Origin of the sequence: Polyangium fumosum, assembly GCF_005144585.1 — a bacterium.
In the GTDB taxonomy this organism is placed as follows: Bacteria; Myxococcota_A; Polyangia; order Polyangiales; family Polyangiaceae; genus Polyangium; species Polyangium fumosum.
Genome location: NZ_SSMQ01000049.1, coordinates 58,690 through 70,569, shown reverse-complemented (window position 1 = coordinate 70,569; position 11,880 = coordinate 58,690). Strand labels below are relative to the sequence as shown.

The 11,880-nt window shown below is 67.8% G+C and carries 12 protein-coding genes; all 12 read right to left on the bottom strand.

Annotated elements, in window-relative coordinates; translation table 11 throughout:
- Nucleotides 1-120: 120 nt before the first annotated feature.
- The 12 genes from rpmA to E8A74_RS35385 all read right to left on the bottom strand — a co-directional run bounded on the left by rpmA (nucleotide 121) and on the right by E8A74_RS35385 (nucleotide 11,765).
- On the bottom strand, nucleotides 121-375 hold the full coding sequence (gene rpmA, locus E8A74_RS35440; RefSeq protein WP_136933508.1) for a 50S ribosomal protein L27: 255 nt from the start codon (nucleotides 373-375) through the stop codon (nucleotides 121-123).
- A gap of 11 nt (nucleotides 376-386) precedes the next feature.
- Nucleotides 387-695, bottom strand: a complete 309-nt coding sequence (gene rplU, locus E8A74_RS35435; protein WP_136933507.1) for a 50S ribosomal protein L21 — start codon at nucleotides 693-695, stop codon at nucleotides 387-389.
- A gap of 258 nt (nucleotides 696-953) precedes the next feature.
- Complete coding sequence (gene hxsA4 / locus E8A74_RS35430; protein ID WP_136933506.1) at nucleotides 954-1,250, bottom strand: His-Xaa-Ser repeat protein HxsA4; 297 nt, start codon at nucleotides 1,248-1,250, stop codon at nucleotides 954-956.
- 51 nt (nucleotides 1,251-1,301) lie between these two features.
- The gene (gene hxsB / locus E8A74_RS35425; RefSeq protein ID WP_136933505.1) at nucleotides 1,302-2,816 is read right to left on the bottom strand and encodes a His-Xaa-Ser system radical SAM maturase HxsB; all 1,515 of its coding nucleotides are present in this window, start codon (nucleotides 2,814-2,816) and stop codon (nucleotides 1,302-1,304) included.
- Nucleotides 2,813-3,055 (bottom strand): HxsD-like protein, encoded by a 243-nt coding sequence (locus tag E8A74_RS35420; RefSeq protein ID WP_136933504.1) that lies wholly within the window; start codon nucleotides 3,053-3,055, stop codon nucleotides 2,813-2,815. Before E8A74_RS35420 ends, hxsB begins: the two co-directional genes overlap by 4 nt.
- The gene (gene hxsD, locus E8A74_RS35415; protein WP_170229606.1) at nucleotides 3,052-3,534 is read right to left on the bottom strand and encodes a His-Xaa-Ser system protein HxsD; all 483 of its coding nucleotides are present in this window, start codon (nucleotides 3,532-3,534) and stop codon (nucleotides 3,052-3,054) included. The genes E8A74_RS35420 and hxsD overlap by 4 nt, the downstream gene beginning before the upstream one ends.
- Before the next feature lie 57 nt (nucleotides 3,535-3,591).
- The gene (locus E8A74_RS35410) at nucleotides 3,592-5,622 is read right to left on the bottom strand and encodes a MopE-related protein (RefSeq protein ID WP_136933502.1); all 2,031 of its coding nucleotides are present in this window, start codon (nucleotides 5,620-5,622) and stop codon (nucleotides 3,592-3,594) included.
- A 6-nt stretch (nucleotides 5,623-5,628) separates the two neighbouring features.
- Nucleotides 5,629-6,480, bottom strand: coding sequence for a radical SAM protein (locus E8A74_RS35405; protein ID WP_136933501.1), 852 nt, complete (start codon nucleotides 6,478-6,480; stop codon nucleotides 5,629-5,631).
- A 4-nt stretch (nucleotides 6,481-6,484) separates the two neighbouring features.
- Nucleotides 6,485-7,030, bottom strand: coding sequence for a hypothetical protein (locus E8A74_RS35400; RefSeq protein WP_136933500.1), 546 nt, complete (start codon nucleotides 7,028-7,030; stop codon nucleotides 6,485-6,487).
- A gap of 135 nt (nucleotides 7,031-7,165) precedes the next feature.
- Complete coding sequence (locus tag E8A74_RS35395) at nucleotides 7,166-9,799, bottom strand: ATP-dependent Clp protease ATP-binding subunit (RefSeq protein WP_136933499.1); 2,634 nt, start codon at nucleotides 9,797-9,799, stop codon at nucleotides 7,166-7,168.
- A gap of 65 nt (nucleotides 9,800-9,864) precedes the next feature.
- Nucleotides 9,865-10,533, bottom strand: coding sequence for a DUF4276 family protein (locus E8A74_RS35390; protein WP_170229605.1), 669 nt, complete (start codon nucleotides 10,531-10,533; stop codon nucleotides 9,865-9,867).
- The gene (locus E8A74_RS35385) at nucleotides 10,530-11,765 is read right to left on the bottom strand and encodes an AAA family ATPase (protein WP_136933497.1); all 1,236 of its coding nucleotides are present in this window, start codon (nucleotides 11,763-11,765) and stop codon (nucleotides 10,530-10,532) included. Before E8A74_RS35385 ends, E8A74_RS35390 begins: the two co-directional genes overlap by 4 nt.
- Between the last annotated feature and the right edge of the window lie 115 nt (nucleotides 11,766-11,880).

The following is an 11,880-nucleotide window of genomic DNA, read 5'->3' as shown; positions in this document are numbered from 1 at the left end:
CCGCGGATCGTCCTCGCCGCAGAGCGCGCGTGATGGGTTGGACCTCAAATGGACGACGGGCGATCGACGGGTTTTCCCCGCCGCATCGCCCGATTCGTCTCGATCACGAACGCCGCAGAATCAGGCCGGATAGACCGAGACCTGCTTCTTCGTGTTCGACTTCCACTCGTACTTCACGACGCCCTCCACGAGGGCGAAGAGCGTGAAGTCCTTGCCCGTGCCGACGTTCTTGCCGGCGTGGATCGACGAACCCACCTGCCGCACGAGGATGCTACCCGCCGAGACCTCGGTCCCCGCGTACACCTTCACGCCGCGCTTTTGTGCGCTCGAATCGCGCCCGTTGCGGGACGAGCCGCCACCTTTTTTATGAGCCATGCCGGTTTCTCCTAGGCGCTGATGCCGGTGATCTTGAGCTCGGTGTACGGCTGCCGGTGCCCCGTCTTGCGGCGGTAGTTCTTCCGACGCCGGAACTTGAAGATCACGACCTTCTTGCCGCGATCCTGCGCATTGATCTGCGCCTCGACCTTTGCACCCGCAACGAGCGGCTGGCCGATCTTGGTGGCCTCGCCGCCGACGAGCAGGACTTCGTTGAACGTAACCTTGTCGCCAGCGTTGCCGCTCAGCTTCTCGACGCGCAGCACCTGGCCTTCGCTGACCCTGTACTGCTTGCCGCCCGTCTTGATGACCGCGTACATGTTCGTGCCCTCGACGCCCTCGACATTTGCTTCACCGACGTACTCCGCCGGGAAACAAGGGAGCGGAAGTATACGGACGCGCGTCCGTTCCGCAAGCTGATCAAATGCGCCTCCGTCCCTTTGGATCCAGAGCCTCCGCAAGAGGCCGATCCGAGCAGGCTGGAACCGCGTGAGATCGGGGGGTTAGGGCGGACGAACAGGGCCGTTTCGCCCGCCAGGCGAGGGGTAGCTAGGGCTGTGGGCGCGCCGGGAGACGGTCTACCAGCTGCCGTGGCTGCCGTGCGAGCCGTGGCTGCCGTGGCTGCCGTGGCTGCCGTGCGAGCCGTGGCTGCCGTGGCTGCCGTGGCTGCCGTGGCTGCCGTGGCTGCCGTGGCTGCCGTGCGAGCCGTGCGAGCAATGCTGCGCCGGGATCACGCCACCCGCGTCGTCGCCGATCACGCCGGCGCGATCCGCCTCTTCGCTCGCCTTCGCGCCGACCTCGCTCTCCGTCTTGGAGAGCATGCCACCCGGCTTGCGGGAGAAGCTCGGCAGCCCACCTGTTCCGTTGTTCGCCATCGTGGCCTCCCTGATCCCAAGTCCCGTTGCGCCCGCGTCGATCGTTTGCCCTCAAGATGCCGACGACGCGTGGATGAAATGCGTTCGCGCCCGGACCGTGGTCCAGCGCTGGAGGATCTCGACCGTCTTCGGGTCGTTCTCGCGCAGTTTGTCGAAAAGAAAATCCTGGATGCCCTTGTGGACGGCGCACAAGGTGCTCTCACGCATCCTACCGAAGATCGTGCCCTGCGTCCGGTAGCTATGCTCGGGCTGCACCCCGCAGTAGGGCGTGTACGTGCAGTTCACGCAGTCGGGCTGCACGTCGCGGATCGACGCCATCACCAGCGCGCGCACCGTCTCGTGTTTCATGAGCGAGCGATACGTCGAGGTGAACACGTCGCCGATCTGGAACGCAGGATCGCCGGTCTCGTACATCATCCGGCCCTCGTCGCTGGAGAAGATCTTGCCGTCGTAGTTATAGGCGAGAGCGCCGATCCCCGAGCCGCTCGGCGAGCGGATGTCGAGGAAGTTCGGGTCGTCGTCGCCGAGGATCTTCGTGAGGAAGATCGAGCCATAGCGCTCGAGGACCTGCTCGCCGCGCCGGTTCAGATCGAGGATGTGCTCGACGGCGGTGCGGTAGAAGTCGTTGTACGCGGCGCGGTCGTACTCGACGATCTGCGCGGTCCTGCCCGCGAAGCCGAAGGGATCGACCGGGCGGAGGAAGATCGCGCGGCAGCCGAGGCCGACGTACGTGTCGACGATCTCCTTCGGGTACTTGAGCGCCTCGCGTGTCGTCGTGAGCAGCGCTTCGACATGGTAGAGCGTCGGGTCGAGGCCGATGTCGATGTAGGCCTTGTTGATGCGCTCGATCCACTTCACGGCCTCACGATGCGCGTTGCCGCCCGCGAGGATGCGCTGCTTCGTGTGCAGGTGCTCCGGGCCGTCGATGCTCGTGCAGATCTGAACCTTGCGATCGACGAGGAAGGCGAGCTTCTCCTCGTCCATCATGGCCAGGTTCGAGACCATCGTGAACTCGAGCCCCTTGCCGTAGGCACGGTTCCGCGCGAGCGCGTACTCGATGACGTGCTTCATCACCGGGAAGTTCGCGAGCGGCTCGCCGCCCTGGAACTCCAGCGTCACCGAGGGCGACGTCGACTGGAGCATCAGGTCCACGACCTTCTCGCCGATCTCCGGCGTCATGTCGGTGTGGACCGCGTCCATGTTCGCGCGGCTCGCGTGGCAGTAGACGCACGTCTCGTTGCAGCGGAGCGTGACGACCGCGATGTGCAGGTTCGGCCCCCAGTTGAGGAACCGCTTCTTGTACGCGATGCGCTCAGCCGCCTTCGCCTGATCGAGCCCCTCGCGGAGGAAGTTCCGCGACGCGAGTTTGTCGTGGAGCGGCGAAGCGGAATCGAGCTCGCCACGCGTGAGCGCACGGAACTCGTCCTGCGTGACGAAGAGCCAGTCGCCGAGAAAGTTGGTGAGCAAAATGTCTCCGCCCACCTCGCGGAACCGGAACGGCACGAGGCCCGTCGGGGCCTTCGCCGCGGAGCCGAGCTCGGTGAAGAGCGTCGAGAGGCCCGTCACGCCGCACCCCCTGCCCGCGCGCGTTCGATCGTGAGGCCGAGCGCGTAGTTCGCGAGCTCCGCGGAGAGCACGCGCTCGTCGATGCCTTCGCTCGTGGCCTCGGGCTTCGCCGTCACCTTCACGATGTACGCGCCGCCGTCCCGCGAGAGCTCCGCCGTCGCGTACGCCGCGTACGTCTTGACGGCCTCGTCGATCGCGAAGCCGTCGTAGAGCTCCTCATGAAACCTGAGCTCGATCACGACGCCTTCTCGCCCCCCGACGCGCCTTCCGACGCGTCTTCCGCCTCGGCCTTCGCGCCCTCGCCCTTGCCCTTCTTCTTGTACTTCTCCTCCCAGCTCATCGCGATGCCGAGCGGATCCTCGAAGGCCGTCTCCTCGCCGATGTCCATCGCGAGCAGCTCGTCGAGCCCGGGCGGGCCCGCAGCGCCGCCGAGCGCGCGCGCCGTGATCGACTCGACGAGCTTCTTGTTCTCCTCGACGATCCGAAGACGCCACGCCTGGCCGAGCAGCTCGTTCTGGAACTCGCCCGCGTAGATCTGCGTGTCAGCGCCAGGCTTCTTCGCCTTGAGCGTCACCTGGATGCGACGATCTCCCGCACGATCGAGGTGCACCCAGCAGCGATCGATGAAGACGTACGCCGCTCCGTAAATCGCATCCTTGGGGTACAGGCCCTCGTCGAACTCGATCCGAACCGAGCCCTCTCCCAAGTGAAACGACATGTCGCTCATTCGCCCTTCGCTCCCCATGACGTACCGTAAGGTGCGTCCCGCCGCGCCTCACGGGTTCGTGGCGGTCACGGTATACTGATCGCAGGTCGGCGGCGTGCCGTTCTTGCGATACACGCGAACCTTGACAGACACGATCTTCGGGTTGTTGTCGGACCAAGGACCCGTGGGGTTGCCGTTCATGTCGTACCCAAAATTCAGCTCCCACACGGTGGCCCCCGACCCCGTGCCGCCGTCGTTGCAGGTCGCGACGGTGTTGCAGTCGTGGAGCACGTCCATCCCGTACTGGCCACCGGAGTCGTTCACGAGCTGAACCTTCGGCGTGTACGCCTGGCCCAGCGCCGCCGGCGCGACGAAGTTGAACGTGAGCCAGTCGCTGGCATTCGACGTCTCGACCTTGCCGATCATGTTCACCGTGCCGCCCTTCGGCACGCTGACCGCACCTGCGCTCACGCACTGGTTCGCGTACTGATCCGTCGCGCACTCGCAGCCGTTGCCCGGCGCGCCGTCGATGTTCGCGTAGCCGGCGTTGCACTGCACGATCTGGCACTGGCCCGCGGTGCACGACCAGCCCGAGACGAACTGCGCGTTCGGGTTCTGCGTGGTGCACGCCGGGTTCGGCTGCATCTCGTCCGTCTGCCCGTTGCAGTTGTTGTCCTTGGAGTCGCAAATTTCGGTCTGCGCCCCAGGCGTGACCTGCGGGTTGCACGACGCGCTGCCGCCCACGCAGACCGTGGTGCCCGTCGCGCAAACGCCGGGGAACGACGTGTTGCAGGGCAACCCATTCACGAGGGCCGGATCGTCGATCGTGCCGTTGCAGTCGTCATCCTTGCCGTTGCACGTCTCCTGGATCGTGCCCGGCAAGGGCGCGTTGCAGAGGAGCTGCGATGCACCCGCGGGGCACTCGAAGGTGCCGAACTGGCAGATGCCGAGCTGACCCGGCTTCGTACACGGCATGCCGACCTGCGGGATGGCGTCGTCGACCATGCCGTCGCAGTCGTCGTCGAGGTTGTTGCACGCCTCGGAGAGCTGGCCGGGGACGACGTTCGCCATGCACGTCACGCCGTTCGCGCCGTCGCACTTCGTCAGACCCGTGCTGCACAGGCCCAGGAAGCCCGTCATGCACTGCATGCCGCCGCCGGGGTTGCCCTCGTCGGTGTTGCCGTCGCAGTTGTTGTCGAGGCCGTCGCAGGTCTCGGGCTGCACGGGCGCAGGCGAGCACTTCACCGCGCCGTTGACGCAGTTCAACGTGCCCTTCTTGCACTCGCCGAGGCCCGGCGCGACGCACGCGTCGCCGCCGCCCGGGTTGCCCTCGTCGATCGTGCCGTCGCAGCTATCGTCGAGGCCGTTGCAGAGCTCGGGAGCCGGCGTGGTGTCACCCAGGCACGGGCCCCACAGCCCGTTCGCGTCACACGTCTGCGACCCAGGCTTGCAGAGGCCGGTGTTCTGCGTGCCCGGCGGGCCCGTGTAGCAGCCCTTCGTCGCGCCCGTGACGCAGTCACACCCTTCGTCGACCTCGGTGTCGCAGTCGTCGTCGAAGCCGTTGCAAGCCTCGGCCGCGGCCGGGACGACCTCCCCCGCGCACGGGCCCCACTTGCCGGACGCGTCGCACGTCCTCTCGCCTTCCTTGCACGCGCCGACGCCCTTCGTGCCGTCGGGGCCCGTGTAACAGGCCTCCTTCACGCCGGTCACGCAGTCGCAGCCCTCGTCGATGACGTTGTCGCAGTTGTTGTCGACGCCGTCGCAGACCTCGGTCTGCGGCACGCACATCTGGCCGCCCGCGCCTCCCGCGCCGCCCATGCCACCCGCGCCACCGACACCACCGACACCGCCCGTGCCGCCGACACCGCCCGTGCCGCCAACGCCGCCCGTGCCGCCCTCGCCGCCCGTGCCGCCCTCGCCGCCCCTTCCACCAGAGCCGCTCGAGCTCGAGCTCGTCAGGCCGCCGCCCGAGGTCACGCTCCCGCCCTCGGCGCACGACGATGCGGCGGCTCCGCCGATCACCGTCAGAAGCGCCGCAATGGCGACCCGTCGCACCTGCTTGCCCCGCTGCTCGTCACTGGCTTTGACGTTGCTCGCCATTGTCACTCACCGCTCCCAAGCAATGCTTCGGTTGACGCTCGGTGGTTTCGCTCGGACGAGCCGAGACGTGTCCACGAAGTTCTTGTCCGAGGCCACGACCTCGGCGCCGGGCGAAGTCCTCGACGAACCCAGCCCCTCCGCCGGCGGAATCTCCGCCTCGCCGAGGCCCGCGAAGAGATCGCGCACCTCCGCATGGCTCGCCCTCTCGCCCGCGAGCCAGCCCATCCCGAGCCGCGACGCCTCCGCGAGCGCACGCGTGAGCTGCGGACGCACGAGCTCCTCCGGCGCGACGATCCGATCCGCCGCGCGCGCCGCGCGGCCGAAACGAGACACCCTCGCGAGGTGCACCGCGCGGGCCCCGAGCGCGCGCGAGAGCTGCACGATCTCCGCGAGGTGACGGTAGTTCGACCGCGTGATCACCGTCGTCGTCCCGACCTCGATCCCCTCGGCGCGCGCATGCCGCACGCCGAGCGCGGTCTGCTTGAAGCTGCCCGGCGTCTGCGTGTGGTAGTCGTGCATCGGCTCGGTCGAGCCGTGGAGCGAGACGTCGAGCGAGAGCTTGCTCGAAGCCTCGCGCAGGGCGCGCGCGAAGGCGCGATACGCGAGGCGACGGCCGTTCGTCTGCACCACGATGCGGCGCGCGCCGCGCTCGTCGAGGGCGCGAATCACCGCGGGCAAATCGTCCGTGAGCGTCGGCTCGCCGCCCTGCACGAACACGACGTCGCCCGGCTCGACGCGCAGGCGCGCCGCGAGATCCATCCCCTCGGCCTCGCGCTCGTGCGAGGCAGACCGCTCCCCTTGCGCGCAGAAGACACACGCATTGTTGCAGGTCGAGCCGAGGGAGAGGACCGCCGCCATACGTTCAGCCCGGTCCCTCCGCCGGAACCAGGAGCGCGTCGCCGTGGTTCTCGATGCGCTCGGCGTGCGTGAGCAGCCCGGACAAGCGCACCTCACGCTCGTTCTTCGCGACGATCTGCGCGAGCGTCATGGCCGCGAGCCCGAGCTCCTCCTGCGTGGTCGCCCAGCCGTTGCCGCCGTTCACCACGAAGATCGCGTGCCGCTCCGTCTCCGCGGGCGGCCGCTGCGCGAGCGCGGTGCGGTCGCGCGCGAGCAGTTCGAGGTCAAACGTGTGCCCATCGTCCGTCCGAACCTTGATGCTCACACACCCGTTCACGACCGGATCGATCTGGACGATCGTCCAGCGCGCGAGGCGAGATCCCGCGGCCAGCGGATGCAGCAGCTTGGCGACGTTCTCGCGCGTCGGCGCGTCGAGCGGCTTCTCGCTGGGCGCCGCAATTTTTGCGGCGGACGTGGTCTCCGGGCGCGCGGAGGCGACAACCGGTGCGGCGAGCACTCCGCCCCCCATCACTCCCACGAACAAGCGCCGCGATACGTTCCTGCCAGGCATGCCGGAGCCTCCTACACTCGTAGGATCTCCGCTCGTCACAGCGGCGTCAATGTTTGCGCGGAGTCCCGATCCGCCGTCTCTCGAACGAGCGAGGATGGGTCCCGCCGACGCAACGCGTCAGTCGACGCGCCGCGCTCAGACCTTGGTGAAGGAGAACGAACCGTCGGCGCCGCGGACGTGCACGACCTGTCCGGGGCTGTAGCCGCCTGCGAGGATCGCCTCGGCGAGCGGGTTTTGCAGCTCTTTCAGGATGGCGCGCTTCAGCGGGCGCGCGCCGAGCGAGGGCTCGTAGCCGATGTCGACGAGCAGGTCCTTCGCCGCGTCGTCGAGCTGCACCTTGATCTCTCGATCCGCCAGGAGCCGCTCGAGCCGCCGGAGCTGGATGTCGACGACGCCGCGCAGATCCTGCTTCGTCAGGGCCTTGAACACGACGATGTCGTCGATTCGATTCAAGAACTCCGGCCGGAAGAAGTTCTTCAGCTCCTCGAAGAGCACGTCGCGAATCGCGTCACGCCCGTCCTCGGTGCCGAAGAGCTTCGCGTCGGTCTCCAGGATCCGCTTCGAACCGATGTTCGAGGTCATGATCACGACCGTGTTCGAAAAATCCGCCGTCCTGCCACGACCGTCGGTCAGGCGGCCGTCGTCGAGGATCTGGAGGAGCAGGTTGAACACGTCCGCGTGCGCCTTCTCGACCTCGTCGAAGAGCAGGACGCTGTAGGGCCTGCGCCGCGCCGCCTCGGTCAAGAAGCCGCCTTGCTCGCTGTCGGCGTAGCCGGGCGGCGCGCCGATGAGGCGCTGCGCCATGTGCCGCTCCATGAACTCGCTCATGTCGAGCCGCGTGAGCGCCTGCTCGTCGTCGAACAAGAACTCGGCGAGGGCCTTGGCGAGCTCGGTCTTGCCGACACCGCTCGGCCCGAGGAAGAGGAACGAGCCGATGGGCTTGCCCGGATCGCGCAGGCCCACGCGGCCGCGGCGCACGGCGCGGGCGATCGCGCGCACGGCCTCGTCCTGACCGACCACGCGGCGCGCGAGCCGCTCTTCCATCTTGAGCAGCTTCTCCGACTCGCCTTCGAGCATCTTCGCGACCGGGATGCCCGTCCACTCGGCGAGCGTGCCGGCCACGTCGTTCTCCGTGACCATGTTCGCGCCGCTCTCGGCGCCCTCGCGCTTCGCGGCCCCCTCGGCCGTCTCCAGACGTCGACGGATCTCGGGCAAGGTCACGTGCTCGATCTCGCCGATCCGCGCGTAGTTCTTCTCGCGTTGCGCCGTCGCGAGGGCCTCGTTCGCCGCCGCGAACTCCTTGCGGATCGACTGCACGGCCGCGACGACCCCACGCCGCGCCGCGATGTTCGTCCGCATCTCCTTCGCGCGCGGCTCGACCTCGCCGAGCTCCTTCTCCAGCCGCTGCCGCGCCTGCACGCTCAGCCGATCCTCGTCGTCCGCGAGCGCCGCGATCTGCGCCTTCAGCGCATCAACGCGGCGGCTCAGCGCGTCGACCTCCGCGGGCACGCCGTCGACCTCGACGCGTTTGCGCGCGCTGGTCTCGTCGAGGAGATCCACCGCCGTGTCCGGCAGCGCGCGATCCGAGAGGTAACGCTTGGCGAGGCTCACGGCCGAGAGGATCGCGCTCTCGCCGATGCGCACGCGGTGGTGCGCCTCGTACTTCGTGGCGACGCCGCGCAGGATCTCGGTCGCCTGTTCGATCGACGGCGGCTCCATGTTCACCACCGCGAAGCGCCGCAGGATCGAAGCATCCCGCTCGTTCAGCTTGCGGATGCCCTCGGTCGTGGTGGTCGCGAGAATGCGGATCTCGCTCCGCGCGAGCAGCGGCTTCAGGAGATCACCGACACCCGAGCCCTGCACGCCCTGGCCGAAGAGCGCGTCGATGTCCTCGACGACGAGGATGGTCTCGGCGTCCTGCACGCTGCGCAGCTTGTCGATGAGGGCCTTGAGGCGCTGCTCGATCTCGCCGCGCAGCTTCGCGCCCGCGACGAGCGCGCCCGTGTCGAGCTCGTAGAGGCGCGCGCCCGCGAGGTTCGACGGCACGTCGCCACGCGCGATGCGATCGGCGAGCCCGCGGATCAACGCCGACTTGCCGACGCCCGGCTCCCCCACGACGAGCGGATGGTTCTTGAAACGGCGCTCCAGGATCTGGAGCAACCGCCGCGCCTCCCCGTCACGACCGATCACCGGATCGAAGAGGCCCTTGCGCGCGTCGGCCACGAGGTCCCGCGTGTAGCCGTTCGCCTCGGTGCTCCCCGCTGCGCTCGTGACGACCGCCGCGCTCGAATCCCGCGGGGCCGGCGACTTCGCTTCGCCCTCCGCGAGCGCGCCGAGGTGCGGGCGGAACGCGCCCGGGCTGATGCCGAACGACGAGAGGATCTCCCCCGCCGGCCCGCGGATCTCCTGCGCCAGCGCGTGCAGGAGGTGCTCGATGCCGACATTCGGCAACTTGTCCCGCGTCGCCTCGCGCTCGGCCCGCCCGAGCAGATCGAGCAGCCGGGCGTCCACGTACGAGACGCCGCCCGTCGATTTCGGCTGACGCCGGAGGGCCGCCTCCGCGAGGTTCATCGTCTCGTTCGGGTCGGCGCCGGCGCGCCGGAAGACCTCGAGGACGCCGCGATCCCGTTCGAGCAAACGCACGAGCAGGTGCAGCGGCGAGACCTCGGCGTGCTTCCGGTCGTCGGCGAGCGCCTGCGCGCCCGCGACGATTTGCCTCGCGTCGTTCGTGAAGCGTTCGAGGTGGATTGTGCCCTCGGTGTCGGCCATGGGTCCTTTTTCTCACCAGGTGAACCGCGCGCGCAAGGGACGGCGCGTCGTGCTTCTAGGTCGGGTCACGGGAGGGCGCCATCCGCCGCGATGCTCCGCAGCTCCCGGACGAGGGGGGCGAAGTTCTGCGGACAGGCGGATTCGACGTCGGAGAACACGGCACGGCCGAGGATCCAGACGGCGTCGATCGTGTCGATGTACTTGGGCTTCTCCCGATATTTCTCGAAGAGCGCCTCGACCACACGTTTGGGGGGCTTGTTGTCGTTCTGGTCCTCGACGGGCATCCGCCAGTGCCCATGAAGCTTGTCCTTCGTCTTGAGCCGGGCGCGAAGTGCATCCGGCGCCGCGAGCAACAACGCCTCCAGATCATGCTTCAGGCAGTGCACACGAAAGTGGTCGAGGGTCTCCACGGACAGACCGAATTTATCTGCCCACCTCTTGAACTTGTCCTGTAAAAGCTGCCGCAACGCGGGGAACGAGCGGTGCTCGTTTGGGCCACCGTCGTAATACGCCATCGGGTAGAGGTCAGGCAGCACGAAGACCCAATCTTGGGGGTGCTGCTTCAGGTGTTCGGCTGCCTTCCTGGGAACATCGTTGAGGATCTGTGCCTTGCCGCCCTGGGGAGAGAAGCTGATCCCTCTTCCGTTGCGTCTACCCTCCTCGATGATCGGCTTGAGAAGTGCTTCGAGGGCGCTCTTGTCGGAAGGACCTTCGACGTAGACGATGACCTTCACGGCAGGACCTCGAGCTCCTCGCTCAGGAACAGCTTGGCGATCGCCTCGCCCCCGATCTCCGCGACCTCGCGCCGAAGCGCATCGCTCGTCGCAGGACGCACGAACCTCGCGCGCCCGTCCTCCTTGCGCATGACCGCGATGTCTTCGAGCTCGAACTGCGAGAGGAAGTGCGGCGAGTGTGTGGCGATGAGGAGCTGCGAGCGCGCCGATGCCAGCTTGAACGCGCCCGCCAGGATGGGCAGCACACGCGGATGTAGCCCGAGTTCGGGCTCGTCGATGCACACGACGGGCGGCAGCTTCGGTGAGAACGCGAGCGCGAGCCACCAGAGCAATCGCAGCGTCCCGTCGGACAGATCGACCAGCGTGAGCTCGTCTTTCACACCGCGCTCACGCCACACGCCGATGACCATCCCCTTGGCGCCGCGGGGCTTTACCGTGATGGATTCAAAGCCGGGGATGGCAGATCGAAGCGCTGTTTCGAGTTCGCCCCACGCGTCGGGATGCTCGAGGAACAGCGAACTCAGCACGGCGCTGAGGTTCCCCCCGTCCTCGGCTGGCACCGCGAATTCATCGACGTACGCAGGTCGCCGCGTCGCCGCCCCGGGCGAGACGTCGATGTCTCCGTAGAACCGCCACGACGAAACGAACCCCTGGAACTTCGCAGGAACGTCGAGATCCGGGAACAAGGCGCGGCGAAGGGCGAGCTCGTTCGGGGACATCGTCCACTGCGGCGTTCGGACGGCATCCTCGCTCGCGGCGACGCGACCCGTGCCGTAGTGAAAGTCGAGGAATGCGTGGGGCTTCGCCTCGGGATCCGTCGGCGCCGTGGCGAGAAGCTCCCTCGCGATCCGTGGTGTCCCCACGGGTCCCTCCACGCTCACCTCGTAACGCAGCGATCGCCCCGCGAGCTGCGTGCGGATCCCGAGATCGATTCGAGGGGGCCCCCCTGCGTGGAACAAGGCCGCCGAAGTGCCGAGTCGCGGATCGATTTCCGGCGGCAGTGGGCTTTGCGCGGCATACGTGAGGAGCCGCAGCGCATCGAAGAGGCTCGACTTGCCCGACGCATTCGCGCCGATGAGCACGGTGAGCGGACCCGGAGAAGCAACGAACGTCGAGAACGGTCGATACCCGCTGATCTCGATGCGCTCGATGCGAGGCAGGGGAACGTCCGTGAGCATCCCGACCTCGTCTTCGCTGTCCGCACTCAGCTCGTCGTCCTGGTATTCGCCCATGGCTTCCCCTTCCCCCAAAGGGCGGTCGCAGGGTAGCGGATCCCGTCATGGTCTGGATAGGCGCCGCCGTCGCTCGGTCCTGACATCCCCGAGCCCCCTCGGAGGCGCTCGGCGC

Bases quoted from the DNA above. Each gene is read 5' to 3' on its own strand.
- rpmA (WP_136933508.1), bottom strand. From the start codon at position 375: ATGGCTCATAAAAAAGGTGGCGGCTCGTCCCGCAACGGGCGCGATTCG.
- rplU (WP_136933507.1), bottom strand. From the start codon at position 695: ATGTACGCGGTCATCAAGACGGGCGGCAAGCAGTACAGGGTCAGCGAA.
- hxsA4 (WP_136933506.1), bottom strand. From the start codon at position 1,250: ATGGCGAACAACGGAACAGGTGGGCTGCCGAGCTTCTCCCGCAAGCCG.
- hxsD (WP_170229606.1), bottom strand. From the start codon at position 3,534: ATGTCGTTTCACTTGGGAGAGGGCTCGGTTCGGATCGAGTTCGACGAG.
- E8A74_RS35410 (WP_136933502.1), bottom strand. From the start codon at position 5,622: ATGGCGAGCAACGTCAAAGCCAGTGACGAGCAGCGGGGCAAGCAGGTG.
- E8A74_RS35405 (WP_136933501.1), bottom strand. From the start codon at position 6,480: ATGGCGGCGGTCCTCTCCCTCGGCTCGACCTGCAACAATGCGTGTGTC.
- E8A74_RS35400 (WP_136933500.1), bottom strand. From the start codon at position 7,030: ATGCCTGGCAGGAACGTATCGCGGCGCTTGTTCGTGGGAGTGATGGGG.
- E8A74_RS35395 (WP_136933499.1), bottom strand. From the start codon at position 9,799: ATGGCCGACACCGAGGGCACAATCCACCTCGAACGCTTCACGAACGAC.
- E8A74_RS35385 (WP_136933497.1), bottom strand. From the start codon at position 11,765: ATGGGCGAATACCAGGACGACGAGCTGAGTGCGGACAGCGAAGACGAG.